Raw genomic sequence first — 25,882 nt, 5'->3', positions numbered from 1 at the left:
ATACGGGATGGGCAGCCCGCCGGGTCCGGCGGTACGGTCAACGAAGACCGGTTTGAGAGCTGCCGGACGGAATCCTCCGTCCGGTTGGACAATCCGACCCAGCCGCGGACCGCGGCCGGGAGAAGACGGAGGAAACCATGAGCACGTACGAACTGCCCGAGCTCGACTATGATTACGCAGCCCTGGAGCCGCATATCTCGGCCCGGATCATGGAGCTGCACCACTCCAAGCACCACGCCACCTACGTGGCCGGCGCCAACACCGCGCTGGAGCAGCTGGCCGACGCCCGCTCCAAGGGCGAATTCGGCAACGTGCCGAAGCTGTCCAAGGATCTGGCCTTCCACCTCGGCGGGCACACCAACCACTCGATCTTCTGGAAGAACCTCTCCCCGGAAGGCGGCGACAAGCCCACCGGCGAACTGGCCTCGGCGATCGATGAGTACTTCGGTTCCTTCGACGCGTTCCGCGGCCACTTCGGCGCCGCAGCGCTGAGCCTGCAGGGCTCGGGCTGGGCCGTGCTGGCCTACGAACCGCTGGGCGGCAATCTGGTCATCGAGCAGCTCTACGACCAGCAAGGCAACATCCCGGTGGGCACCATCCCGCTGCTGATGCTGGACATGTGGGAGCACGCCTTCTACCTGGACTACGTCAACGTCAAGGCCGACTACGTCAAGGCGTTCTGGAACATCGTCAACTGGGCCGACGTCGCCGCCCGCTTCGACGCCGCCCGCACCGGCGCTTCCGCGCTGATCACCCCGGCCAAATAGGGCCGCACCCACAAGGCACCGGCCGGGCCCGGATCATGGGAAACCCCGCACCGGTCGCACTCTCCTCCAGGAGGTAGACGCACATGACTACTCGAGTTGGTATCAACGGATTCGGCCGGATCGGCCGCAGCTACTTCCGCGCAGCTCTGGCCAAAAAGTCGGAGCTGGAAATCGTGGCCATCAATGACTTGACCGACGCGGACACGCTGGCCCACTTGCTCAAATACGACAGCGTGCTGGGCATCCTTCCGGAAACGGTGGAGGTGGACGCCGGCAACCTGATGGTCGGCGGCCGGAAGATCCGCGTCCTGTCGGAGAAGGACCCGGCAGCCCTGCCGTGGGGCGATCTCGACGTGGACATCGTGATCGAATCCACCGGGCGGTTCAACAAGAGCGGCGGCGCCCGCAAGCACATGGAGGCCGGCGCCAAGAAGGTCTTGGTCTCCGCGCCCGCCAAGGACGAGGACATCACCATCGTGATGGGCGTCAATGACAGCGAGTACGACGCCGATGCGCACCACCTGATTTCAAACGCCTCCTGCACTACCAACTGCCTGGCACCGCTGGCCAAGGTGCTGCACGAGAAGTTCGGCATCGAGCACGGGCTTATGACCACCATTCACGCCTACACCGCCGACCAGAACCTGCAGGACGGCCCGCACCGGGACCTGCGGCGCGCCCGGGCGGCGGCCATCAACCTGGTGCCGACGTCAACCGGCGCGGCGAAGGCCATTGGGCGGGTGCTCCCCGAGCTGCAGGGTAAGTTGGACGGCTTCGCGGTGCGGGTGCCAGTGCCCACCGGGTCCATGACGGACCTGACCGTCACGCTGTCCCGCGAAGCGACGGTAGAAGAGGTCAACGCGGCCTTCAAGGACGCCGCCGCGGACCCACACTGGGCCGGAATCCTGACCTATACCGAGGACCCCATCGTGTCGTCCGATATCGTCACAGACCCGGCGTCTTCGATCTTCGACTCGGGACTGACTAAGGTTATGGGTAACCAGGTGAAAGTTGTTGGCTGGTACGACAACGAGTGGGGCTACTCCAACCGGCTGTTGGATCTGACTGTCCTGATCGCCTCAAAGCTGTCCTAGGCACGGCACCACCCGTCCTCCGCACGAAGGTAGAAATGACTGCACATTCTCTCGATGAACTGTTGGCCGCCGGAGTCCGTGGACGCCACGTGTTGGTCCGTTCGGACCTGAACGTCCCCTTGGAGGGCGAATCGCCTCAGCTGAAGGTGTCCGACGACGGACGCATCCGCGCGTCGCTGCCGGTCATCACCAAGCTGGCGGAGGCCGGGGCCCGGGTCATCGTGACGGCCCACCTTGGCCGGCCCAAAGGCGCGCCCGAGGAGAAGTTCTCGCTGCGCCCCGCGGTCGCCCGGCTGAAAGAGCTGGCGGCTGTCACGGTCAAGTTCGCCGAGGACACGGTGGGTCCGGCTGCCCGGGAGGCAGCCGCCGGCCTGCAGGACGGCGAAGTGCTGGTGCTGGAGAACGTGCGCTTCGATCCGCGCGAAACCAGCAAGGACGACTCCGAGCGTGAGGCTTTTGCCGCCGAACTAGCCGCCCTCACGGCCGACGACGGTGCCTACGTGGACGATGCGTTCGGTGCCGTGCACCGCAAACATGCTTCGGTCTTCGACATCACCCGCCTGCTCACTGCTTACCAGGGCGACCTGGTGCGAACAGAGCTCCAGGTGCTGAACCGCCTCACCGAGGCCCCGCAACGGCCGTATGTGGTGGTGCTGGGCGGATCCAAGGTCTCGGACAAGCTGGCCGTGATCGAGAACCTGCTGGGCAAGGCCGACTACCTGCTGGTCGGCGGCGGAATGGTCTTCACCTTCCTCGCGGCCCAAGGCCACAAGGTCGGCGCCAGCCTGCTGGAAAAGGACCAGCTGGACACGGTGCGCGGCTACCTCGCCCGTGCCAAGGAACTGGGATGCACGTTCATCCTCCCCACCGACATCGTGGTCGCGGAGAAGTTCGCCGCCGACGCGGCGTGGGAAGTGGTGCCCGCAGACAGCATCGAATCGGCATCGTTCGGCGCCGATGGCATTGGTTTGGACATCGGTCCGGAGTCGGCCGAAGCCTTCGCCCACCAGATCCATTCGGCTAATACGGTCTTCTGGAACGGGCCGATGGGCGTGTTCGAATTTGATGCCTTCGCCAATGGGACCCGCACGGTGGCCAAGGCCCTCACCGGAAGCGACGGCTTCACCGTGGTCGGCGGCGGCGATTCCGCCGCTGCGGTGCGTACCCTGGGCTTCGACGACGACGCCTTCGGCCATATCTCAACCGGCGGCGGTGCCAGCCTGGAATACCTTGAAGGCAAGGAACTGCCCGGCCTCGCCGCACTGGACCGCTGACGGCAGCCGGGCCCCTCGCCGCCAGGCGAGGGTGGTTCCGGCATTGCCCAAGCCACAGCGCGGCCCGGCCGCGCAGAACGACGCCCAGCACCACAGATGGAGACCGCAGTGACCACTTCGACCAACGGCAAGTTCGACCGCAAACCGCTGATCGCCGGCAACTGGAAGATGAACATGGACCATGTCCAGGGCATCACGTTGCTGCAGAAGTTGGCCTGGACGCTCAGCGATGCCCGGCACGACTACGCCCGGGTGGAAGTGGCGGTCTTCCCCCCGTTCACAGATTTGCGCGGCGTACAGACGCTGGTCAACGGAGACAACCTGAAGCTTGTTTACGGTGCACAAGACCTCTCGCCGCATGACTCCGGCGCGTACACCGGGGACATTTCCGGACAGTTCCTGGCCAAGCTGGGCTGCACGTATGCGCTGGTGGGCCATTCCGAGCGGCGCGAAATCCACGGCGAGGCCGACGCTCTGCTGAATGAGAAGCTGAAGGCGGCCTACCGGCACAAGCTGACCCCCATTCTGTGCGTCGGCGAGGGCCTTGAGGTGCGCCAAGCCGGAAGCCACGTGGAGCACACGCTCAGCCAGTTGCGTGCCAATGCGGCCGGCCTCGATGCCGAGCAAGCGGCCAGGCTGGTCATCGCTTACGAACCGGTCTGGGCGATCGGTACGGGGGAGGTGGCCGGTCCTGAAGACGCTCAGGAGATGTGCGCCGCCCTCCGCGCCGAGATGGCCGTGCTGTTCGATGAGAGTGTGGCAGCCGGCGTCCGTCTGCTCTACGGCGGGTCCGTGAAGGCGGGTAACGCTGCCGCAATCCTGAACGAGCGCGACGTAGACGGCGTGTTGGTTGGCGGGGCCAGCCTGGACGCGGGCGAATTTGCTAATATTGTCAGGTTCGAACACCATCTGCTGACAAAGTGATGTCTGCCCGCCACTGGGATATCCCGACAGCTGACGAAAGGCCACTGTGGAAGCTCTGAAGATCACTCTGCAAATCCTGCTCGGCATCACCAGCCTGCTGCTGACCCTGCTCATCCTGCTCCACAAGGGGCGCGGTGGCGGCATGTCCGACATGTTCGGCGGTGGCATGACCACCAGCCTGGGATCTTCCGGCGTCGCAGAGCGAAACCTCAACCGGTTCACGGTGGTTCTTGGACTGGTCTGGGGCACGGTCATCGTGGCTCTCGGCCTCATGATGCGTTTCAGCGCGGAATCCTAAGCGACTTTTCTTCCGGCCCTACCGTTAACCGGACCGGTTTCGGCGGGGCCGGAATTCCGAGAGACTTTGCCCAACCCCTTAACCCTGCGCTGTTCCCACCGTAGACTGGTGCCCGATGCAGGGGGCATCCATTCTGGTAATCGGGGGCAAACATGGTTGATCCGTCGAATTCCTTCCGGGCCGTCCGGGTCGGTTCCGAAACGGGCGCCGGGCTTGCCGGGTGGCAGGCCGTGACGGGCCGGACGGTGGTGCCGGTCACCAAAGTCCCGGTCACCTACTGGTGCCCGAAGGGACACCAGACCACACCGGTTTTCGCCAATCTCAGCGAAGCCGACATCCCCACTTCATGGGATTGCCCGCACTGTGGCCAGACGGCCGCCCGGGAACCTGGCGGGGGCGGTGCCGAGGCCCGCAGCAGCGACGAGCCCTATAAGAGCCACCTGGAGTACGCCAAGGAACGGCGCAGCCCGGACGAGGCCGAGGCTGTGGTGGAACAGGCCCTGGAGAAGTTGCGGCGGCGCCGGCGGGAAGCACTTCGTCGGGCGGAGTCGGGCCGCCAGCGCCGGGGCGACTAGAGGCTCGCAGGGCAGCCTTCGACACGATGGCACACGGTCGACGGTCGACGGTCGCGCCGGCCGATGGCAGATTTAGGTTCCTAGTCGTCGCCGTCGTCGGCCGGGGAGAGCAGCGTCTCCGGCAGCTTGGATGCCGCGTCCTGATCCAGCAGCCATACGGTGCGCTTGCGCCCGCGTGCGCCGGCGGCGGGAACCTGCACCGGGCTGGCCCCGGCCAAGGCCAGCCCCACCGCGCCGGCCTTGTCACTGCCGCCCACCACCAGCCACACTTCGTCCGCCGCATTGATCGCGGGCAGCGTGAGGGAGACGCGCTCCGGCGGCGGCTTCGGGGCATCGGTTTCACCTACTGCCGAGCGGTCTTCCGTACGGATGCCGGCCATTTCGGGAAACAGCGATGCAATGTGTGCGTCAGGGCCGACGCCCAGCAGCAGCACATCCAGCTTCGGCACCGGGCCACTCGTGCCCTCGTCGGCCGCAGCCCGTCGGAGGGCTGCGGAGTAGGCGACGGCGGCCGCATCCGGGTCGGCGTATTCTCCGGCGGCACCGAAGGGGTGCACTCGCGCCGGGTCCAGGGGAAGCCGGTCCAGCAGTGCCTCGCGTGCCTGCCGCTCGTTACGGTCCGGGCTGTCCTTCGCGACGAAGCGTTCGTCGCCCCACCAGACATTCACCTTCGACCAGTCGAAGCCGGCAGGAAGTCCAACCGCGGCGACCGCCTTCAGCGTGTTGATACCCAGGCTGCCGCCGGTGAGCACCACGGTGGCTTCGCCGCGTTCGGCCTGGATGGCCGCCAGCCGATCGACAAGCCTCTGCGCGGTCGCGCCCGCGAGGGCGGCGACGTCGGAATGGACTATGACGTGTGGTTCAGCGGTCACTGCGGCGCACGCTCCTCAAATTGGTCCGGGGCAATCCATCGGTCAATACTTCACCGAACACGTCATCCGGGTCGAGCCGGCGCAGCTCTTCGGCCAGGCACTCTTCCAGCGGCCGGCGCGGCAGCGAGATCCGCTGGACCGGTTGGCCGGGCATCAGCAGCTCGGCCACGCTGGGGCCGGGACGCAGGATGCGGATGTCGCCGGTTGTCCGCGAGATCTCCACCCCCCTGATGCCGGTGCCCGCGAGGGCCTCCACGATGGTCACCGGCGCGTTCAAGGCCTGCGTCAGCCACGCGGCCAGCAGGACGGTGCTGGGGGAGTCCGACGCCCCCTCTACCGCAACGGATGTCACCGGGGCCGGCTCCAGCTGGTCAAAGACCGCAGCCAGCTGGACGCGCCAGCTGGTTAACCGCGTCCAGGCCAGATCCGTATCGCCGGCGGTGTAGGTGTTACGCAGGCTGAACAGCGCCTGCTGCGGGTCGGCCTCATTGCCGGAATCCGTGATGCGGCGGTGGGCAATCCGGCCGATCGACGTGCGCGAAGCATCCTTGGGCATGCCGTGCGGCCACCAGGCCACAATCGGGGCATCGGGCAGCAGCAGGGCGGCCACCAGGGACTCGCTCTCGGCAGCCAGCTGGCCGTAACCGTACAGCACGATGACCTCGGCTGCCCCGGCGTCGCCGCCGACCCGAATTTGGGCGTCGAGGCGGGTCTTCGCCTCCGAACCTGCATCCACCAGCGCAATGATCCGGCAGGGATGCTCGCGGCTGGCGGCGTTGGCAGCGAAGATGGCCTCCTCCTCGTGGCCCGACGAGGTCACCACCACCAGCGTGAGCACGCGGCCCAGCGCCACGACGCCGCCCTGCTCGCGCATGGCCACGATCTCCTTCGACACCTTCGACGTGGTGGTGTCTTTCAGGTCTTTGATCACGGCCTTCTCCAAGTGCGTCCGTCACGGGCCAGCAGTTCATCGGCCGACGCCGGTCCCCAGCTGCCGGGGGAGTACGGCTCCGGCCTGGTCCGGCTCTCGGCCCAATATTCCTCGAACGGGTCCAGGATCTTCCACGAGAGCTCAACCTCCTGGTGCCGCGGGAACAGCGGCGGCTCACCGAGCAAGACGTCCAGGATCAGCCGCTCGTAGGCCTCGGGACTCGACTCGGTAAACGCATGCCCGTAGCCGAAGTCCATCGTGACGTCGCGGACTTCGGTTTGGGTGCCGGGCACCTTGGAACCGAAGCGGATGGTGACGCCTTCGTCCGGCTGCACGCGGATCACCACCGCGTTTTGGCCGAAGTCGTCCTCACTGTGGTTCGGGAACAGCAGGTTCGGTGCGCGCTTGAACACGACGGCGATCTCGGTCACCCGGCGGCCCAGCCGCTTGCCGGCACGCAGGTAGAACGGAACACCGGACCAGCGCCGGGTGTGGATGTCCAGCCGCAGCGCAGCATAGGTCTCGGTGACCGAATCGGGATTAAAGCCTTCTTCCTCCAGATAGCCGGTGACCTTTTCACCGCCCTGCCAGCCGCCGGTGTACTGCCCCCGGGCCGAATGGGCGGAGAGATCCTCGGGCAGCTTGACGGCGGCCAGCACCTTCTCCTTTTCCGCCCGCAGGTCCTCCGCGTTGAAGGAGATCGGTTCCTCCATGGCGGTCAGGGCCAGCAGCTGGAGCAGGTGGTTCTGGATGACGTCGCGAGCCGCGCCGACGCCGTCGTAATAGCCCGCACGGCCGCCAATACCGATGTCTTCCGCCATGGTGATCTGCACGTGGTCCACGTAATTGGCGTTCCAGAGCGGTTCAAACAGCTGATTGGCAAAGCGAAGCGCCAGCAGGTTCTGGACGGTTTCCTTGCCCAAATAGTGGTCGATCCGGAATACCGCGTCCGGCGGGAAAACCGATTCAACGATGTTGTTCAACTCGCGTGCGGACTGCAGATCATGGCCGAAGGGCTTTTCGATGACCACCCGACGCCACGGCGTGCCGGGCTCATCTTCGGCGGCCTGGGCGAGGCCGTGCGAGGAGAGCATCTGGCACACCTGCTCGAAGGCCTTGGGCGGGATCGAGAGGTAGAAGGCGTGGTTTCCCTGGGTCCCGCGCTGTTCATCGAGCTCCTTCAACGTGGCGCCCAACTGCTCGAAGGCGTCGTCGTCGTCGAATGCACCTTCGACAAACCGGATGCCGGCAGCCAGATGCGTCCAGATGTCCTCGCGGAACGGAGTGCGGGCGTGCTGCTGCACGGACTCTTTAACCTGGGCCGCGAATTCGGCGTCGTCCCACGGCCGGCGGGCAAAGCCGACCAGCGCGAAGCTGGGCGGCAGCAATCCGCGGTTGGCCAGGTCATAGACCGCCGGCATCAGCTTCTTCCGCGCAAGGTCTCCGGTCACGCCGAACAGCACCAGGGAACACGGGCCGGCAATGCGGTCAAGCCGACGGTCGCGGGGGTCCCGCAGCGGGTTGGCCGGACGGCGGTGTGCAGTGGAAGGTGCCATGACTACTTTCCGGCGAGGCGGGAGACGGCGTCGATCACCTGGCGCAAACCTGCCGCACGGTCTCCCAAATGAAGGCGCAGGACGGGTCGGCCCGCCTCGCGCAGGACGTTGGCGTCGCCGGCTGCCTGGGCGGCGATGAGTTCGCCGAAGCTGAACGGCCGGCCCGGGATGGGGACGTCCGCGGCTGCTTCGCCGGTCAGTTGCAGGTAGACGCCGGTGGCCGGTCCGCCCTTGTGGAACTGGCCGGTGGAGTGCAGGAAGCGCGGTCCCCAGCCGAAGGTCACGGGACGGCCGGTGGCTTCGGCCAACACGGGGCGGATCCGTTCCAGTTCGGCCTGGCCGAAGCGGTCCAGGTAGGCCTGCACGCTGACGTAGCCGTCCGGCCCAAGTTTGCCCAGCAGGTCCCGGAGCGCGTCGTCGAGCGAGCTGCCCATGCCCAGCCCGCTGCCGCGGACCTGGACGGCGCCGTCGGTGAAGTCGGGAAGCAGGGCCTCCGGACGCTCTTCCAGCAGTCCGCGCGCGGCGACCTTGGCCGCCTCCACGTCCGGCTGGTCGAAGGGGTTGATGCCCAGCAGGCGGCCGGCCACCGCCGTGGCGTACTCCCAGAGCAGCAGCTGGCTGCCCAGGCTGCCGCCGACGGCAACTTCGTCAGCGCCGAGGGTTACCTCGTGATCGGGTGAGACCAGCCGGATGACCAGCACGTCGGCGGCCTTGGAGACTGTCTCGGGATCACCGGAGTTGACCACCACCGGCAGCAGGCCGGTGCCCAGCTTGCCGGTGGACTCGGCAATCAGCTGTTCGGCCCAGTCGCCGAAGCCGACAATGCCGGAGCCTTCGTCGGCAATGGCCACTTTGTTGCGCAGCGGCTCAGTGCTGGCCAGGGCCGCACCCAAGGCCAGGGCCATGTTGTCGGCGGAGTCCTCGGAGAGTACTTCGGCGGCCTCTTCGGCGTCGTCAAGCAGCTTTTCGATGTCCACACCGGCCAGCCCGGAAGGGACCAGCCCGAAAGCGGTCAGCGCGGAGTAACGCCCGCCGACGTCGGGATCGGCGTTGAACACCGCCCGGTAACCGGCCTCCCGGGACGCCTGATCCAGCGGTGACCCGGGATCGGTGACCACAATGATCCGCGAAGCGGCGTCCAGACCGGCGTCGGCAAATGCCTGTTCGAAGACCCGGCGCTGCGAATCTGTTTCCAGCGTGGAACCGGATTTGGACGCCACGATGAAGGCGGTGTCTTCAAGCCGCTCCGCCAGGGCGGCGGCTACCTGCTGCGGATCCGTGCTGTCGAGCACGGTCAGTTCCACCCCGGCGGTATTGGCGATGACTTCGGGAGCCAGTGAGGATCCGCCCATACCGGCCAGCACGAACCGGGTCACGCCTTCGGCAGCAAGTTGCCTGCGGAGCTCAAGAATGTCCGCCACCAGCGGCCTGGAGAGCGCCGCGGCATCCACCCAGCCGAGGCGGATTGCGGCCTCCGCTTCTGCCTCCGGACCCCACAAGGTCTTGTCCTGGTCGGCAATCCGGGACGCGACCCGGTCCTCGACCAAGGTGTCGATGTGCCGGCGGACAGCGGCCAGCGCCGCTCCCGATGCTTCGAAGGCCAGCGAGCTCATGCCTTCCGAGCCCCCGGCGCTTGGTCCAGGGCGGTCTGGACGGTCTCCCGCAGCTGCTGCCAGCTGGTGACGAACTTCTCCAGGCCCTCGTCCTCGAGCAGTTCGACCACTTCGTTGTAGGAGATGCCCACCTTGGCGATCTGATCCAGCACCTTGTTGGCTTCCCGGTAGCTGCCGGTCACCCGGTCACCCTCGATCTTGCCGTGGTCGGCGACGGCTTCCAGCGTCTTCTCCGGCATGGTGTTGACCACGTTGTTGGCCACCAGTTCGGTAACGTACAAAGTGTCCGGGTAGTCCGGGTTCTTCACCCCGGTGGAAGCCCACAAGGGTCGCTGCGGCCGGGCACCGGACGCGGCCAGGACCTGCCAGCGTTCGGTGGCGAACTGCTCTTCGTAAATCTGGTACGCCAGCTGCGCATTGGCGACGCCGGCCTTGCCCTTCAGCGCGGTTGCTTCCTCGGTGCCGACCGCGTCCAGGCGCTTGTCGATCTCGCTGTCCACGCGGGACACGAAGAAGGAGGCCACCGAGTGGAGGCTGGCGAGATCCTTGCCGTTTTCCTTGGCTTGCTCCAGCCCCAGCATGAAGGCGTTGATCACTTCGCGGTAGCGCTGCAGCGAGAAGATCAGCGTGACGTTGACGCTGATGCCGGCCGCGAGGGTCTCGGTGATCGCCTCCAGGCCTTCGGTGGTGGCCGGAATCTTGATGAACGCGTTCGTCCGGCCCACTGCCTTGTGCAGGTGCTTGGCCTCGGCGACGGTGCCGCGGGTGTCGCGGGCCAGCCGCGGGTCCACCTCAATCGACACACGCCCGTCCACGCCGTCGGTGTCCGTGGCGAGTCCGGAGAACAGGTCGCAGGCTTCGGCCACGTCGGCCGTGGTGATGGCGAAGACCGCCGTGTCCACGTCGGCGCCATCGGCGGCCAGCTGGTTGACCTGTGCCTCGTAGCTGCGGCCGTCCTGCAGGGCCGAGGCGAAGATGGACGGGTTGGTGGTGACGCCGACGACGTTCATCTCGTCGATCAGGGCCTTCAGGGTCCCGGAACTGATCCGTTCGCGGGAAAGATCGTCGAGCCAGATGGAGACACCGGCATCGGAGAGAGCCTGGGTATTCGGGTTGGACATCGCGTTCTCCTTAGGAGTTGTTAATCTGTGCGAGCGAGTCGCGGGCGGCCTCGACAACGGCCTCGGCCGTGATACCGAATTCGCGGAACAGGGTCTTGTAGTCGGCGGAGGCACCGTAGTGCTCCAGGGACACGCTGCGGCCGGCGTCGCCGACCAAGCCGTCCCAGCACTGCGAGATGCCGGCCTCCACCGAGACCCGGGCCTTGATTCCGGCGGGCAGCACGGACTCGCGGTAGGCGGCGTCCTGGCGGGCGAACCACTCAAGGCAGGGCACGGAAACGACGCGGGTGGCAATGCCTTCCGCCTGCAGCGTTTCACGCGCCTGGACGGCCAGCTGCACTTCGGAGCCGGTGGCCAGCAGGATCACCTGCGGCCTCGCGTCCGTGCCGCCGGACTGGGCCTCGGCCAAGACGTACGCGCCCTTGGCCACGTTGTCGGCAGAGGCGAAGCCCGCTTCTCCACGGTCGTAGACCGGCAGGTTCTGCCGGGTGAGCACAATGCCGGCCGGGTTGCTGTGGTTCTCCAGCATCGCCTTCCACGCCTGCGCCACTTCGTTGGCATCGGCAGGGCGCACGACGTCGAGGCCCGGGATGGCGCGCAGGCTCGCCAGCTGCTCCACCGGCTGGTGGGTGGGTCCGTCTTCGCCGAGGCCGATCGAATCATGCGTCCAGACGTAGATGGAGGGAACGCCCATCAGCGCGCCCAGCCGGATGGCCGGCCGCTGGTAGTCGCTGAAGATCAGGAACGTTCCGGAGAAGGCTCTGGTGTTGGAGCTAAGCACAATGCCGTTGACGATGGACGCCGCCGCGTGCTCGCGGATGCCGAAGTGCAACACCCGTCCGTACGGGCCGCCGGACCACATTTCGGTCTGCCGCGACTCCGGAACGAAGGACGGAGCGCCCTCGATGGTGGTGTTGTTCGATTCTGCCAAGTCGGCCGAGCCGCCCCACAGCTCCGGGAGCACCGGGCCAATGGCGTTGAGTACCTTGCCGGAAGCAGCTCGCGTGGACACGTCCTTGCCGGCGGGGAACTCGGGCAGTGCCTGCTCCCAGTCCTTCGGCAGCTCCGAGGCCTGGACACGGTCCAGCAGTGCGGCGTTTTCCGGGTTGGCTTCCCGCCATGCCTGGTAGCCGGTGTCCCAATCCGCGCGGGCCTGCTTGCCGCGTGCGGCGACCTGCCGGGCATGGTCCAGCACGTCCTGCTCCACGGCGAACTGCTGCTCCGGATCGAAGCCGAGCACGTCCTTGACGGCGGCAACTTCCTCAGCGCCCAGCGCGGAGCCGTGGATCTTGCCGGTGTTCTGTTTCTTCGGGGCCGGCCAACCAATGATGGTGCGCAGCGAGATGATCGAGGGCCGCGACGTTTCGGCCTTAGCGGCCTTCAACGCCTCGAACAGGGCCGGTATGTCTTCGGCGTACTCGCCGGTGTTGGTCCAGTCCACGCGCTGGGTGTGCCAGCCGTAGGCCTCGTAGCGCTTGAGCACGTCCTCGCTGAAGGCGATGTCGGTGTCGTCCTCGATGGAGATCTTGTTGTCGTCGTAGAGCACCACCAGGTTGCCCAGCTCCTGGTGGCCGGCCAGCGACGAGGCCTCGGAGGTGACGCCTTCCTGCAGGTCGCCGTCGGACGCGATCACCCACACCGTGTGGTCGAAGGGGCTCTCGCCGGCGGCAGCATCGGCGTCGTACATGCCGCGCGTGCGGCGCTGCGCGTAGGCGAAACCGACGGCGGAGGCGAGGCCCTGGCCCAGCGGGCCGGTGGTGATTTCAACGCCCGCCGTGTGCTTGTACTCCGGGTGGCCCGGGGTGAGCGAACCCCAGGTCCGCAGCGCCTTCAGGTCGTCCAGTTCCAGGCCGTAGCCGGAGAGGAACAGCTGGATGTACAGCGTCAGCGACGTGTGGCCGGGGGAGAGGACAAAGCGGTCGCGGCCCACCCACTGCGGGTCCGTCGGATCGTGCCGCATGAACTGCTGGAAGATCAAGTAGGCGGCCGGCGCCAGGCTCATGGCGGTTCCGGGGTGGCCGTTGCCGACCTTCTCCACGGCATCGGCGGCGAGAACGCGCACCGTGTCCACCGCCCGCTGGTCCAGCGATGTCCACGACAATTCCTGATCTTGCATATGTGGCACCGGTGGGGCCCTTTCTGATCGACATAGCAGTACCGACGGTCCGGAAAAGGCGCCCGCAACCGCGGACCTGGTGGACCATTCGCCGTTGATACTGCTTGAGCATTGTTGCGCCATATCCCCGCGGACTGGCACTAGATCCCCACTCTATCCGTTGAGCCTGCAATGCGCAGGACGCTTTACGGTGCGCGCAGTCACACAGGCGCTCATAGTTTTTGCGCCGGACGACGCGGCCACCGCGTGCGTCGGTTTCTACGACAGATAGAAGGAGTATGATGTAGGTGCACCTTGACCCGCCCCCAGCGGCCGGGCGTTTTCGTGTGTCAGACGGACTCCAGCAGAACTGAGTGGTTTTTCCTTGAATATGCAGACCGTGCCGGACCAGGCGTTGGCCGTTCCGGCCAAGCCCGGCTTTTCGCGCAAGGCCAAAGCGTACATAGCGCTCACCAAGCCCCGTGTCATGGAACTGCTGCTGGTCACCACCCTGCCGACCATGATCTTCGCCTACGGCGGCTTCCCGGACCTCTGGTTGATGGCCGCCACGATGATCGGCGGCGCGCTGGCCGCTGGATCCGCCGGCTCCTTCAACTGCTACATCGACCGGGACATGGACAAGCTCATGCACCGGACGGAGAACCGGCCTCTGGTGACCGGCGAGCTCACGCCTCGCGAGGCTCTGGTGTTCTCCTGGGTGCTCGGCATTGTGGCCGTGGCGCTGCTCTGGTTCGGCGCGAATCCGCTGGCCGGCATGCTGGGCGTCGGCGCGATCTTCTTCTACGTGGTCATTTACACGCTGATCCTCAAGCGCCGTACCTCGCAGAACATTGTCTGGGGCGGCGCTGCCGGATGCTTCCCGGTGCTGATCGCCTGGGCCGCAGTGACCAACACGGTGGCGTGGCCCGCCGTGATCTTGTTCATGGTCATCTTCCTGTGGACACCGCCGCACTACTGGCCGCTGTCCATGAAGTACAGCGACGATTACAACGCCGCCAACGTCCCGATGCTGGGCGCCATCGCCAGTGCCCGCCAGGTATCCGTGCAGGTTGTCCTTTACGCCTGGGCCACGCTGGTCTGCTCGCTGTTGCTGGCCCCGGTCGGCGGCGCCGGCTGGGTGTACACCATCGTGGCGTTGCTGAGCGGCAGCTGGTTTGTCTATGAATCGCACCGGCTGTACTCGTTGGCCAAGCGCGGTACCGAAACTCCGGCCGCCACGAACAAGAGCGCCATGCGCGTGTTCCACGGCTCCATCAGCTACCTGACGGTGCTGTTCCTGGCACTGGCCCTGGACCCCTTCATCGGCGGCCCCGTCTTCGGCTGACCGCCGTACAACTCGCGACGGCGTTGGCTGCCTCGGGTTGGCTGCGCCCGGTTTCGCGGCGCCGTCGTTGCCTCCAGCTAGCTATACCCGGTTTCGCGGCGCCGTCGTTGGTTGCGTCGGGCCGCTACGCCCGGTTTCGCGGCGCCTTCGTCCCGCTATGTCCAGACGCCCCGCCCGCTGACCTAAGATAGCGGCATGAATCCCTTCCGCGGTTTAATTGCCTATCCGGTGACTCCCTTCCACGACGACGGCGCCGTCAACTTTCCAGAGTTGGGCCGCCACGTTTCCGCGGTGGCCGAGTCACCTGTCGACGCCATGACGGTGCTCGGCAGTTCCGGGAACTTCGCCTATCTGGACCGCGCGGAGCGGAGGGATGTCATCACAGCGGCTGTGGATGCGGCCAAGGCGGTGCGCCCCGGCCTGCCGGTGTGTGCCGGCGTGAGCGCCGTGGGCACCCGTGAACTCCTGCAAAACATCGACGACGCCGTTGCCGCGGGTGTCGATGGGCTGCTGGTTTCCACCGTCTCCTACTATCCGTTGACCGACGAGGAAGTCGCAGCCCAATGCGTTGCGGCCGCCCGGCAGACTGCGCTCCCGGTGTGCCTGTATAGCAATCCGCGCACCACCCAGTTCAGCTTTAGCTTGGAGTTGGTGGCAGAACTCGCAGCTGAACCGAACATTGTGGCGGTGAAGGAATCTGCTCCTGACCCGGGTGTCTTCCGCACACGTTATGAAGAACTCCGACGGCTGCTGCCCGCAGAGGCGAAGGACTTCAGCCACGGCATGAGCGGAGATGCCTTGATCGCTGAAGCCGGATTCGCCGCCGATGCCTGGCACGGCGGACCGATCGCCGTCTTGCCAGCGCACTACCGCCTGCTGCGCGATGCGCTGGAGGCCGGCGACGCGGAAGCGACAGACGCGGCGCGCTCCGTGCTGGCACCGTTGATGAGTTACTTCGGGACGCTCAGGCCCCTCAGCAACCTGTACAGCCTGGCCAGGGCGGCTGGAATCGACGCAGGCGACCCGCGCCTGCCACTGCAACCGCTGCCCGGAAGCAGTCGTCGGGAACTGGCCCGACTGCTCGAAGGCATTGAAGCATTCCGACCGGCCGAACGGGCGTCGGCGGGGGAGTAGCGCCGCGGCGGCGGGGACGCCGGGCCACCACCTGCCACGCCGGGCCTGCCTCCTGTTGCCGGGCACACCTCCTGTCTGCCACGTGGGGTCCCCCACACCGCCTCTGTAGCTCAGGACGCCGTCTCCGGTCCCAGCAATGATTTCGCCCGGATGCTCTCGGCCGCCTTCCCAGCTCCCCTGCACTGCTATCACCGGCAACTCTGACTTCCGAAGTGGGACGAGCCCAAATTGTCCTACCCGGCTGGTTGAGTTGGGTTATGGATGGGATGGCGGAGCGGGAACCGGTTTCCGGGGAGGGCCGGCGGTTGCCCACGCAGCAGGAGCGTGAGGCGGCGATCGCGCGGATTCTGGCCGGGATGAAACCGGCCCGCAAGGAACCGGTGCCGGAACGCTGGCCGGAACCGGTGTTCGAGCCGGGCCCGGACCCGTACGCGGGCCTTCAGATCCCACCGGTCCCGGATGAGGAGCTTGACCAGGGGAACCGGGCCTACCGGGAGGACTTCGCGGCCTGGGAACTCGACGACAAGGTTGACCGGCCACCGGGGCTGGGGGCGGTGCCGGCGGAGTTCGCGGAACTGCCAAACCTGCCCGAGGGGTGCTGGATGCCGGAGGGCTTGTTCGAGTCGAAAGCAAACGCGGACTATTACGCCCAGCGCCTCGAAACCCTGGTGGGCGCGGAACCGGCGGTGCTGCTGGCCATGCTGACCGGTTCGGAAACCGCGTCGCTGGGCTATCAGGAAACGGTGGAGCATCTGGCCGCGGTGCAGCGGGTGGAGTGTTGGCTGGACGCCCGGAACGTGGCGTTGGAGGCCCGGCTGGGGCAGACCGCGCTGGGACAGCTGCCGCCGCCGACGCCGGGCTGTAAGACGTTGCGGCAGCGGCAGTTGCTGGCCGCCACGTCGGCCGCCGAGGAACTGGGCTGCCTGCTGGGGCTGGAAGAGCAGCAGGCGAGGGCCCGGCTGGACCAGGCCACCGACCTGCACGAATCGTTCCCCGCCACACTGGCGGCGATGGAGGCCGGGGACCTGGACCGTGATCAGGCAGCGGTCATCGTCGTCCAGGGCCGGTCCCTGCCGGAGGAAGCGATGGCCGGGTTTGAAAAGAACCTGTTGGGCAAAGTGAAGGGCCGCTCGCTGCGGTCGTTGCGGGGCATGGCCCGGCGGCTGCGCGAACGCACGCACCCGGAAACCATCGTGAAGCGCCGCCGGCGCGCGGAGGAACGGCGGAACGTGGGCGTGGAGCCGGCACCGGACGGGATGGCGTGGCTGAACGCGTACCTGCCCGCCGAGCAGGCCTCCGCGATCGATGACCGGCTCACCCGCGCCGCCGGGCACCTGCGTGGCCAGGACGGCGAGACCCGGTCGACGGGGCAGTTGCGGGCCGACGTGTTGACCGACCTGCTCGTGCACGCGGGCATGGACACCGGCCCGGCGGCCGGGATCCACGCCGAACCCTCGGTCACCGTCCCGGTGCTGGCGCTGCTGGGGTTGAGCGAGGAACCGGCCACGCTGGACGGGTTCGGTCCGATCCCGGCGGACGCGGCCCGGCAGCTGTGCGCGGACGCGAAGTCGTTCTACCGGATCCTGACCCATCCGGAGACCGGGGCCAGGCTCTCCTACGGCCGCACCCGGTACCGGCCGCCGGCGGATCTGGCCAGGGCGGTGCGCAAACGCGACGAGATGTGTCCGTTCGCCGGCTGCCGCAAACAAGGCAAGGCCTGCCAGATCGACCACACCCAGGCGTTCCGCGCCGACGGCGGCCGGGGCGAAACCGATGCCGGGAACCTCGGTCCGCCGTGCGAGACCCACCACGGGCTGAAAACCCGCGCGGGCTGGAAGATGACACAGCCCACGCCCGGGGTGTTCGAGGTGACCACCCCGGCCGGCCGGACCTACACCGACCGGCCCGGCGAAGACAACGACGCACCCGGCCAACCGGCCTATCCGCCCGCCGTCACCGCCGCGCTTCCGAAAGACCACAGGCAACGAATCGAACCGCTTGTCGTTCAACCGTCGACGGGATCCGGGCCAGCGGACAGCTCCAGCGATGACGGTTGGTTGCCGCCCTGGCACCCGGTCCACAAGAATCAAGCAGCAGGCCACCCGAACGAACCACCGGCAACCGATCGGCTGCACGACGGGCCGTCAGCGAACCAACAGCAGGACCCGCCACCCTTCTGAAGTCAAACGACCTGAGAGAGGTCAGACCGGTTGGCCAGATCTCTTTATTGTTGTGACGGTAAGCATGCCAGCACGCCGCCGGTGCGTCCGACGTTGAAGTTCGCAACCCGTTCGGAGGAGTCGCCGTGGTCCTGCGGGTTCGTCCACGGGGTGTTTCCGCCGAGCGAACTCAGCGCAGTAACCAGTTCGTCCTGGTCACCTTGTTCAAAAATAAGAGTTCCGTCTGCAGCCGCCCCATACAGAGTCGCGCCCGCCAAGCAGTCAGCCTGCAACTCATAGGCCTGAGACCGCAGGCTGGGGTCGAGCCGGTTCGCGATTGCATGGCTCCATTCGTGAGCGATGACCAAGTAAGGCCAAGCGTCTCCGAATTGGAATCCGCGCTCCATGAGCGAAGCGTCCCAGGCCACGTAATCCTCTGGAATGCAATAGAAGGCGTTGCCCGGCTGAAGTGGCTTGCCCGCGCAAGTGGGTGCGTTGCTTGGGTCTCTGCCGTCGTATAGTCCCACGACCGTCGGCGGCGTGTATGTCCCAGTGAACAGTTCACTCCAATGCGTGCGCCAGAACTGATCCGTGATCGCCTGGGCTGTCTGAATATCGGCCAACTCTTCCGAGGTGATGGCGTTCGTGTCGTTCCCGGCCTGACCTGCACCAGAAGCATCATTCCCTGATACTTCCGCGGACGGGGTTTGCCCGTATTGCGAATAATCGCCGAGTGTCTGCACACCGGGCCCCTCGATAGGGGTATCACCCCCGTCCGCTCCGGATCCTATTTCTGCGGAGTCCGCCCCGCCCTGATTAGCGGTCGAAGAGCCGGAATCGCCGGAACCTCCGCAACCGGATAATCCCAGGGTCATTGCCAGCAGAAGACCTGCAATCACGCCCCATCTGTTTTTGGTTTCACCAGTCATGACCTCACTCGACTTTCCAGCAGTATTATCCTGAGATGGAATTGCGACCGGGATATCACCTACAGGTAAAGGGGTGCAAGGGGCAGAGGAGAGACAACCGGTTCAGCGATTTAGATAAAACACTTCACCGACCCGAAGGGGTCAGCCCGAACGGGCGCCGAGGCCCTTAGCCGAGGCCCCCTAGGGATGTCAGTCGTGTTCAGCCGCGGTATTCAGATCCGTCTCAGCAGGTACCGGTGCTGCCGCGCGGCCGTCTTCGGGACGGCGAACAATTGCACCGTCACGGTCGCCCCCACGAGCCCGAGGAGCTCGCCGACGTCGATTTAAGGGATCACGGGCTTTCTGGGCCCGCTCAGCCTGCCAGCCAGTACTGTGCTACTGATCCCTCGTGGTCAGGGCGACGATGGAGGGTCACGCTTGTCGACTCGACCGGTTATCCGCACCTTGTCGACTCGATCGCCTACCAGGCGGCTAGAGCGGGAACTTGCCGGTCGAACGGTCCCAGACGTTCGTCGCAGCAACGGTCAGCAGCGCCGAGCCGAGCATGTGCAGCAGCACCAGGCCGATCGGCAGGCCGGTGAAATGCTGCAGGTAGCCAATGCCGCCCTGAAGCACAATCACTGCGGCCAGCCACCACAAACCGGTGCGAAGCTGCCGTGAGGTTGCGTGGCGGTAGGCGAGCACCAGTGCCAGCACTGTTACGGCGACCAAAAGGTAGACCGGCACCACGTGGATCCGTGTGACCAGATCGGCGTTGAAGTCATGGCGGGGTGCGCTGGCGTCACCGGCGTGGGGGCCGGTGCCGGTCACGATGGTGCCCAACACGATGGAGGCGGCGGAGGCAGCGGCGATGGTCCAGCCCAGCGTGCGTTGGATGCTCGGGACTGGAGCGACGGCTACAGCAGTGCCACCGCGCAAATACATCCCCGTCCGGTTGACCAGCAGGGTGGCAACCGCCACGAGTGCGGCTGAAGCCAGGAAATGCAGGCTGACCACCCAGGGGTTCAAGCCGGTCCAGACGGTGATGCCGCCAATCAGGGCCTGCACCGGGATCACGCAGAGCAGTCCAACAGCGAGGCCGAACAGGGTGCGGTGCGACCGGCGCATGCGCCACAGCGAGACCAACATGGCGACCGCGATGATGGCCAGGATGAACGTGAGGGTGCGGTTGCCGAATTCGATCAGCCCGTGGATGCCCATTTCGGGCGTCGGTGTCATGGAGCCGGGCACGCAGTTGGGCCATTGGGAACAGCCCAGGCCGGACTTGGTCAGCCGCACGGCGCCGCCGGTGATGATGATGCCGATCTGCGATACCAGCGACGCAATGGCCAAGCCATGGACGGTTCGGTTGACGGAGGTCGGCAGCCGGTCCAGGAGGTCGTGGGACTTGGGGGTGGCGGTGGTCATTGACTTAGCTCCATTTGAACCAGCGGATGGCGGCAAGGCTGGCCACTACGGTCCAGACCAGCAGCACGATTGATGCGGTGAGATTGAACTGCGCGTCGATCAGGGCGCTGCGCAGGGCGTCGCCCAGTGCGGTCGAAGGCAAAAGGTGGGCGGCGGGCTCGAAAACATCGGGCCAACTGGCCACCGGGAAGAGGATACCTCCGGCGGCGGCCAGCAGCACCCAGAGCAGGTTGGTAATGGCCAGCGTGGCCTCGGGCCGGACCGTGCCGGCGATCAGGAGGCCTAGCGATGTGAAGGCCGCGGCACCCAGCACCAGTTGCGCAGCCGCCGGCAGCAGGCCGCCCAGCGCAGGCTGCCAGCCGAGGAACAACAGGGCGGTCCCACCCACCACCACAACTTGGATGACCATGATGGCCAGCACCGCAATGATCTTTCCGAGGATCAACCCGCTCTGCCCCAGCGGGGTAGTGGACAGGAACCGCAGGACGCCGTAACGGCGGTCAAATCCGGTGGCTATCCCTTGGCCGGTGAGCGCGGTGGACACCGTGCACAACGCCAGCACGCCCGGTGCTGCCATGGCAATCCGGTCGTCCGTGTACGTGTCGAGCAGCGGTGTGACGGTGAGGCCGATGAGCGCCAGCAGCGGCAGGACGATGGCAATCAGCAACTGTTCGCCGTTGCGCAGCATGCCCATCGTCTCGTAGCGGCCCTGAAGGGCGATCCGGCGGATCAGGGTGGCGGGTGCGCTCATCGCAGATCCTTACCGGAGATATCGAGGAAGACATCCTCAAGCGAGCGTGGCGCCATGTGGATAGAAGCCGGCATGACATTGTGGGCTGCCCATTCCGCGGCCAATGCGGCCAGCACACCAGGGGTCAGTTGACCGGCCACTGTGTAGCGCCCGGGAACATTTTCGACGGCGGTGAACGGCTTGGGCAGGTCGAGGGACAGCCCGGGGGGAGCGTCGAAGGTGAGCATACGTTCGACGCCGGCGCTTTCGTCCGTGGCTGCGGTCAGTTCCGCGACCGTGCCGTGCACGACGGTCCGGCCGGCGTCGATGATGAAGACGTAGTCGGCCAGACGCTGGGCATCGTCCATGAGGTGCGTGGTGAGGATGATGCCCAGGCCTTCGGCACGCAGTTCCTGGATCAGGTCGAACACTACTGCCCGGGACTGTGGATCCAGGCCGGCGCTCGGCTCGTCCAGGAAGAGCACTTCCGGATCGCCCACCAACGCGGCCGCCAGGGCTACTCGTTGTTTCTCTCCGCCGGAAAGTCGACGGATGGGTGTGTTGGCGAAGCCCTGAATACCGAGCCGTTCTGCGAGCTCGTCCACGCTGCGCGGGTTCTGGTACATCCCCGCGACGTGCTGCAGCAGCGCCAGCGGCCGGATAGCCTGCGGAAGTCCGCCTTCTTGGAGCATGACTCCCACGCGGCTGCGGAGCGCTGCTCCCGCCTGGTACGGATTTTCGCCGAGGAGTCGGACGGTCCCGCCGTTGGGAGGCATCAGACCCTGCGCGCAGGCTAAAGTTGTGGTTTTGCCGGCACCGTTCGGTCCGAGGAGTGCGGTAACCTGCCCGGGGTAGGCGCGTAGATGGACCCCGTCAATGACGCGGACCATCTTGTTGTCCAGAGCTTCGACCGGCCCCAGATCTTTCACGAGTCCCTGGATGTCGAGGCAGGGTTCGGAGGTAGGCACCCGAACATTCTACGGGACGTAGAGCGGGCAGGCTAAGGGCGCGCACAGGCTAAGGAGCGCGGACAGGATAAGGAGCGCGGACAGGATAAGGAGCGCGGACAGGATAAGGAGCCCGGACCGGCTAAGGACTGCCTTACTGGTGGGCCGGAATAGAATACGTCATGATTGTGTTGTGTATTCCATGAGCAGTAGTGCTTCTTTGCGTGCCCAGGCGCCCGAGTCCGAGGAGCGGACCCGGGACCGGGTTTTGAATGCCGTTTTGGAACACGGACCGGTCAGCGCTGCTGGCCTCGGCAGGATCCTCGGATTCACTCCAGCGGCCGTTCGGCGGCACCTTGACGCCCTGTCCCGCAAGGGCTTGATCGAGGTCAAGCTCACCGCCAATTCCGCCACCGGCGCTGGGCGCCCGGCCCGAAAGTACGTGCTCAGCAGGCAGGGCCAGACCCGGCTGGGCGATGACTATCTGGATATTGCCCGGACGGCGTTGGCTGCGTTGGGCGAGGCTGCCGGCAGCGAGGCGGTCGCAGAGTTTGCCCGGAACCGGTACCGGGACATGGAGGAACGCTACCGCCCGATCGTGGAGGCAGCGGGGCCCGGAATCGAAGAGCGGGCCAAGGCACTGGCGGAGGCGCTGAGCGCCGACGGCTTTGTTGGATCCACCACGGTGGTTGGATCCAAGGCGCCGCACAGCACGATGCTGGCAGTCCAGCTCTGCCAAGGGCACTGCCCGGTGCAACAGCTGGCAGCGGACTTCCCGGATTTCTGCGACAGCGAAACTGAAGTTTTTTCCCGGCTGCTGGGCGTGGATGTCAGGCGACTCTCCACGCTGGCCGGCGGGGGGCATGTTTGTACGACCCACATCCCGGTGGGCCGAACAAGGTCTGCGGTTCGACCCGTCGAACCCGCGACAGGAACCAGACGAGTATCCATCAATCTGCAAGAGAGGCCGTGATGACGGACCAAGTGGATCAGAGTATGAGGAACGCGGTCGGGACGACCGATGTACCCGACACCACCATTTCCGAAATCTTGGAAAAGAACCCCGAGCTGCATGGCATCGGAACGTACGAATACGGCTGGTCGGACGCCGACACCGCCGGCGCCAATGCGCGCCGCGGCTTGAATGAAGAAGTGGTCCGCGACATCTCGGCCAAGAAGAACGAGCCCCAGTGGATGCTGGATCTGCGCCTGAAGGGCCTGAAGTACTTCGACCGCAAGCCGATGCCGACGTGGGGCGCCGATCTTTCCGGCATCGATTTCGACAACATTAAGTACTTCGTGCGCTCCACGGAGAAGCAGGCCAAGACGTGGGAGGACCTGCCTGAGGACATCCGGGTCACCTACGAAAAGCTGGGCATCCCCGAGGCCGAGCGTGAGCGCTTGGTGTCCGGAGTCGCCGCCCAGTACGAGTCCGAGGTGGTTTACCACCAGCTGCGTGAAGACCTCGAAGCCCAGGGCGTGATCTTCCTGGACACCGACACCGGACTGAAGGAACACCCGGAGATCTTCCAGGAATACTTCGGCTCGGTCATCCCGGTGGGTGACAACAAATTCGCCTCGCTCAACACTTCTGTCTGGTCCGGCGGGTCCTTCGTCTACGTCCCCAAGGGCGTCCACGTGGATATTCCGCTGCAGGCCTACTTCCGGATCAACACCGAGAACATGGGCCAGTTCGAGCGGACGCTGATCATCGCCGACGAAGACTCCTACGTGCATTACATCGAAGGCTGCACGGCGCCGATCTACAGCTCGGATTCGCTGCACTCCGCCGTCGTCGAAATCATTGTGAAGAAGGGCGCCCGCGTCCGCTACACGACCATCCAGAACTGGTCCAACAACGTGTACAACCTGGTGACCAAGCGCGCCATTGCACACGAAGGCGCCACCATGGAGTGGATCGACGGCAACATCGGTTCCAAGGTGACCATGAAGTACCCGGCCGTCTACCTGGTCGGCGAGCATGCCAAGGGCGAGACCCTGTCCATCGCCTTCGCCGGCGAAGGCCAGCACCAGGACACCGGCTCCAAGATGGTCCACATTGCCCCGAACACCTCCAGTGCCATCGTGGCCAAGTCGGTGGCCCGCGGCGGCGGCCGCTCGGCCTACCGCGGATTGGTCCAGGTCCGTGAGGGCGCGAAGAACACCAAGAACTCCGTGGTGTGCGATGCCCTGCTGGTGGACACGATCTCACGCTCGGACACCTACCCGTACATCGACGTTCGTGAAGACGATGTCACCATGGGCCACGAGGCAACCGTGTCCCGCGTCAGCGAGGAGCAGTTGTTCTACCTGATGTCCCGCGGTCTGGCCGAGGACGAGGCCATGGCCATGATCGTGCGCGGCTTCATTGAGCCGATCGCCCGGGAACTGCCGATGGAATATGCACTTGAGCTGAACCGCTTGATCGAACTGCAGATGGAAGGGTCCGTAGGTTAATGACTGAGATCACTGAGAAGGCACGTATCGGTGCTCCGGCCATCGACGGATTCACCGAAGAGGGCGAAAATCTCTCCCCGGTCAACGCCGCGGCGGGTCCTCTGGCCGGTGCCAGCGCCAAGAGCCACAGCCACGGCGGCGGCGTCGGCATTCCGGACAGCTCCCGTGCCGGCCGCCTGACCTCCTACAGGGCGGACGACTTCGGTCCGCTGACCGGCCGCGAGGAAGACTGGCGGTTCACCCCGCTCAAGCGGCTGCGCGGCCTGCAGAGCGACGCACTGGTCGGAACCGCCCCGGCGGTCACCGTCAGCGGTCCCGAAGGCACCGACCTTCCGGCCGGAGTCGTCGTTGAAACCGTCGGCCGGGACGATGCACGCATCGGCGTTGCCGGGATTCCCGAGGACCGCGTCTCCGCAGCAGCATGGGAGGCCTTCAAGGAAGCCACCGTGGTGACCATCCCGGCCGAGGCCCAACTGGAGACCGGGGTCGCCGTCGTGATCGAGGGCACCAGCACCGAACTGTCCGCCCAGCACGTAATCATCGTGGCCGAAAAGTTCTCCAAGGCCGTCGTCGTCCTGGACCACAAGGGCAGCGCTACCGTCTCCCAGAACGTGGAGATCGACGTGCAGGACGGCGCGGAACTCACCGTTGTCTCGGTGCAGGAATGGGCCGATGACGCCGTTCATGCCTCCTCGCAGCAGACCCGCGTGGGCCGCGACGCGAAGTTCAAGCACGTGACCGTCAGCCTCGGCGGCGATCTGGTCCGTTTAACGCCGTCCACCCGCTTCACCGGCACCGGCGGCGACGTGGAAATGTTCGGCCTCTACTTCGCCGACGCCGGACAGCACCTTGAGCACCGGTTGTTCGTGGATCACGCAGTCGCCAACTGCAAGTCACGCGTGCTGTACAAGGGAGCCCTGCAGGGTAAGAACGCGCACACCGTCTGGGTGGGCGACGTTCTGATCCGCAAGGAAGCCGAAGGCACCGACAGCTACGAGGCCAACCGGAACCTGGTTCTGACCGACGGCGCGCGCGCCGATTCGGTGCCGAACCTCGAGATCGAAACCGGACTGATCGAGGGTGCCGGCCACGCCAGCACCACCGGCCGCTTCGACGACGAGCACCTGTTCTACCTGATGGCACGCGGCATCCCCGAGGACGTCGCCCGCCGCCTGGTGGTACGCGGGTTCCTCCACGAGATCATCCAGCAGATCCGGGTTCCCGCCCTGGAAGAGCGCCTCAACGCATCGCTGGAACGCGAACTCGAGGCGGGCAACCTCTGATGAGCGAGGCTCCGCGCGGCGAACTGGTGTGCAACGCCTCGGACGTACAGGTCAATCAGGCCGTGCGCATCCTGGTCGATGACTATCCGGTAGCCATCGTCAGGGACTCCGAAGGCGTACTGCACGCCATCGGGGATACCTGTTCGCATGCGGACGTCTCACTCTCCGAAGGCGACGTCGAAGGCAGCACGATCGAATGCTGGGGCCACGGTTCCCAGTTCGATCTGCGCACCGGCGAGCCCCTGAGCTTGCCGGCGTTCGAACCCGTCCCGGTGTTCGCGCTGACGCTCGACGGCGACAGCGTCTACGTGGACGTCACGAACGTCCTCAACGGGGCGCCTGCTCCGGACCTCAACTAAAAACTTCAACAC

General features: G+C 66.0%; 23 protein-coding genes. 13 read left to right on the top strand and 10 right to left on the bottom strand.

Going from position 1 to position 25,882, the window contains the following annotated elements:
• The first annotated feature begins 137 nt into the window (after window positions 1-137).
• From MNQ99_RS11000 to MNQ99_RS10975, 6 genes are all read left to right on the top strand, one after another.
• On the top strand, window positions 138-767 hold the full coding sequence (locus MNQ99_RS11000) for a superoxide dismutase (protein ID WP_241912973.1): 630 nt from the start codon (window positions 138-140) through the stop codon (window positions 765-767).
• 83 nt (window positions 768-850) lie between these two features.
• On the top strand, window positions 851-1,861 hold the full coding sequence (gene gap / locus MNQ99_RS10995) for a type I glyceraldehyde-3-phosphate dehydrogenase (RefSeq protein WP_127515606.1): 1,011 nt from the start codon (window positions 851-853) through the stop codon (window positions 1,859-1,861).
• Window positions 1,862-1,896: 35 nt separating this feature from the next.
• Entirely contained in the window at window positions 1,897-3,135 is a 1,239-nt protein-coding gene (locus tag MNQ99_RS10990) for a phosphoglycerate kinase (protein ID WP_241912972.1), read from the top strand.
• A 108-nt stretch (window positions 3,136-3,243) separates the two neighbouring features.
• On the top strand, window positions 3,244-4,059 hold the full coding sequence (gene tpiA, locus MNQ99_RS10985) for a triose-phosphate isomerase (protein ID WP_241912971.1): 816 nt from the start codon (window positions 3,244-3,246) through the stop codon (window positions 4,057-4,059).
• Between the two features lie 46 nt (window positions 4,060-4,105).
• The gene (gene secG / locus MNQ99_RS10980) at window positions 4,106-4,357 is read left to right on the top strand and encodes a preprotein translocase subunit SecG (protein ID WP_127515609.1); all 252 of its coding nucleotides are present in this window, start codon (window positions 4,106-4,108) and stop codon (window positions 4,355-4,357) included.
• A 152-nt stretch (window positions 4,358-4,509) separates the two neighbouring features.
• Window positions 4,510-4,932 (top strand): RNA polymerase-binding protein RbpA, encoded by a 423-nt coding sequence (locus MNQ99_RS10975; protein ID WP_241912970.1) that lies wholly within the window; start codon window positions 4,510-4,512, stop codon window positions 4,930-4,932.
• Window positions 4,933-5,012: 80 nt separating this feature from the next.
• Here MNQ99_RS10975 and pgl read toward each other — a convergent pair whose 3' ends face one another.
• From pgl to tkt, 6 genes are read right to left on the bottom strand one after another with little or no spacing between them, the layout of a single operon-like run.
• The gene (gene pgl, locus MNQ99_RS10970) at window positions 5,013-5,804 is read right to left on the bottom strand and encodes a 6-phosphogluconolactonase (protein WP_241912969.1); all 792 of its coding nucleotides are present in this window, start codon (window positions 5,802-5,804) and stop codon (window positions 5,013-5,015) included.
• Entirely contained in the window at window positions 5,794-6,735 is a 942-nt protein-coding gene (locus MNQ99_RS10965) for a glucose-6-phosphate dehydrogenase assembly protein OpcA (protein ID WP_127515612.1), read from the bottom strand. Before MNQ99_RS10965 ends, pgl begins: the two co-directional genes overlap by 11 nt.
• Entirely contained in the window at window positions 6,732-8,291 is a 1,560-nt protein-coding gene (gene zwf / locus MNQ99_RS10960) for a glucose-6-phosphate dehydrogenase (protein ID WP_127515613.1), read from the bottom strand. Before zwf ends, MNQ99_RS10965 begins: the two co-directional genes overlap by 4 nt.
• A 2-nt stretch (window positions 8,292-8,293) precedes the next feature.
• Entirely contained in the window at window positions 8,294-9,904 is a 1,611-nt protein-coding gene (locus tag MNQ99_RS10955; RefSeq protein WP_241912968.1) for a glucose-6-phosphate isomerase, read from the bottom strand.
• On the bottom strand, window positions 9,901-11,025 hold the full coding sequence (tal, locus tag MNQ99_RS10950; protein ID WP_127515615.1) for a transaldolase: 1,125 nt from the start codon (window positions 11,023-11,025) through the stop codon (window positions 9,901-9,903). The genes MNQ99_RS10955 and tal overlap by 4 nt, the downstream gene beginning before the upstream one ends.
• Window positions 11,026-11,035: 10 nt before the next feature.
• On the bottom strand, window positions 11,036-13,141 hold the full coding sequence (tkt, locus tag MNQ99_RS10945; protein WP_241912967.1) for a transketolase: 2,106 nt from the start codon (window positions 13,139-13,141) through the stop codon (window positions 11,036-11,038).
• A gap of 370 nt (window positions 13,142-13,511) precedes the next feature.
• Here tkt and MNQ99_RS10940 point away from each other — a divergent pair, with 370 nt between their 5' ends.
• The 3 genes from MNQ99_RS10940 to MNQ99_RS10930 all read left to right on the top strand — a co-directional run bounded on the left by MNQ99_RS10940 (window position 13,512) and on the right by MNQ99_RS10930 (window position 17,779).
• Window positions 13,512-14,465 (top strand): heme o synthase, encoded by a 954-nt coding sequence (locus MNQ99_RS10940; protein WP_241915335.1) that lies wholly within the window; start codon window positions 13,512-13,514, stop codon window positions 14,463-14,465.
• A 195-nt stretch (window positions 14,466-14,660) separates the two neighbouring features.
• Window positions 14,661-15,599 carry a dihydrodipicolinate synthase family protein gene (locus tag MNQ99_RS10935; protein WP_241912966.1) on the top strand — a complete coding sequence of 313 codons (939 nt, stop codon included), beginning with the start codon at window positions 14,661-14,663 and terminating at the stop codon, window positions 15,597-15,599.
• A gap of 257 nt (window positions 15,600-15,856) precedes the next feature.
• The gene (locus tag MNQ99_RS10930) at window positions 15,857-17,779 is read left to right on the top strand and encodes an HNH endonuclease signature motif containing protein (protein ID WP_241912965.1); all 1,923 of its coding nucleotides are present in this window, start codon (window positions 15,857-15,859) and stop codon (window positions 17,777-17,779) included.
• 44 nt (window positions 17,780-17,823) lie between these two features.
• Here MNQ99_RS10930 and MNQ99_RS10925 read toward each other — a convergent pair whose 3' ends face one another.
• The 4 genes from MNQ99_RS10925 to MNQ99_RS10910 all read right to left on the bottom strand — a co-directional run bounded on the left by MNQ99_RS10925 (window position 17,824) and on the right by MNQ99_RS10910 (window position 21,792).
• On the bottom strand, window positions 17,824-18,687 hold the full coding sequence (locus tag MNQ99_RS10925) for a neutral zinc metallopeptidase (protein ID WP_241912964.1): 864 nt from the start codon (window positions 18,685-18,687) through the stop codon (window positions 17,824-17,826).
• A gap of 471 nt (window positions 18,688-19,158) precedes the next feature.
• Window positions 19,159-20,094 (bottom strand): COX15/CtaA family protein, encoded by a 936-nt coding sequence (locus MNQ99_RS10920; RefSeq protein WP_127512504.1) that lies wholly within the window; start codon window positions 20,092-20,094, stop codon window positions 19,159-19,161.
• A 4-nt stretch (window positions 20,095-20,098) separates the two neighbouring features.
• Window positions 20,099-20,845 (bottom strand): ABC transporter permease, encoded by a 747-nt coding sequence (locus MNQ99_RS10915; protein WP_127512505.1) that lies wholly within the window; start codon window positions 20,843-20,845, stop codon window positions 20,099-20,101.
• A complete protein-coding gene (locus MNQ99_RS10910; protein WP_127512506.1) occupies window positions 20,842-21,792 on the bottom strand; it encodes an ABC transporter ATP-binding protein in 951 nt (316 codons plus the stop codon). The genes MNQ99_RS10915 and MNQ99_RS10910 overlap by 4 nt, the downstream gene beginning before the upstream one ends.
• Window positions 21,793-21,973: 181 nt before the next feature.
• Between MNQ99_RS10910 and MNQ99_RS10905 the strand changes: the two genes are divergently transcribed.
• Genes MNQ99_RS10905 through MNQ99_RS10890 form a run of 4 tightly spaced genes read left to right on the top strand, consistent with a single transcriptional unit; the run spans window position 21,974 to window position 25,870 of the window.
• Window positions 21,974-22,744, top strand: a complete 771-nt coding sequence (locus MNQ99_RS10905) for a helix-turn-helix transcriptional regulator (RefSeq protein ID WP_241912963.1) — start codon at window positions 21,974-21,976, stop codon at window positions 22,742-22,744.
• A 23-nt stretch (window positions 22,745-22,767) separates the two neighbouring features.
• Window positions 22,768-24,228, top strand: coding sequence for a Fe-S cluster assembly protein SufB (gene sufB / locus MNQ99_RS10900; RefSeq protein WP_127512508.1), 1,461 nt, complete (start codon window positions 22,768-22,770; stop codon window positions 24,226-24,228).
• Window positions 24,228-25,511 (top strand): Fe-S cluster assembly protein SufD, encoded by a 1,284-nt coding sequence (gene sufD, locus MNQ99_RS10895; protein ID WP_241912962.1) that lies wholly within the window; start codon window positions 24,228-24,230, stop codon window positions 25,509-25,511. The genes sufB and sufD overlap by 1 nt, the downstream gene beginning before the upstream one ends.
• Window positions 25,511-25,870, top strand: coding sequence for a non-heme iron oxygenase ferredoxin subunit (locus MNQ99_RS10890; RefSeq protein ID WP_241912961.1), 360 nt, complete (start codon window positions 25,511-25,513; stop codon window positions 25,868-25,870). Before sufD ends, MNQ99_RS10890 begins: the two co-directional genes overlap by 1 nt.
• Window positions 25,871-25,882 lie beyond the last annotated feature (12 nt).

The sequence above is a fragment of the Arthrobacter sulfonylureivorans genome, from assembly GCF_022637435.1.
GTDB classification, from domain to species: Bacteria; Actinomycetota; Actinomycetes; order Actinomycetales; family Micrococcaceae; genus Crystallibacter; species Crystallibacter sulfonylureivorans.
This window is presented reverse-complemented; position numbering and strand designations above follow the sequence as displayed.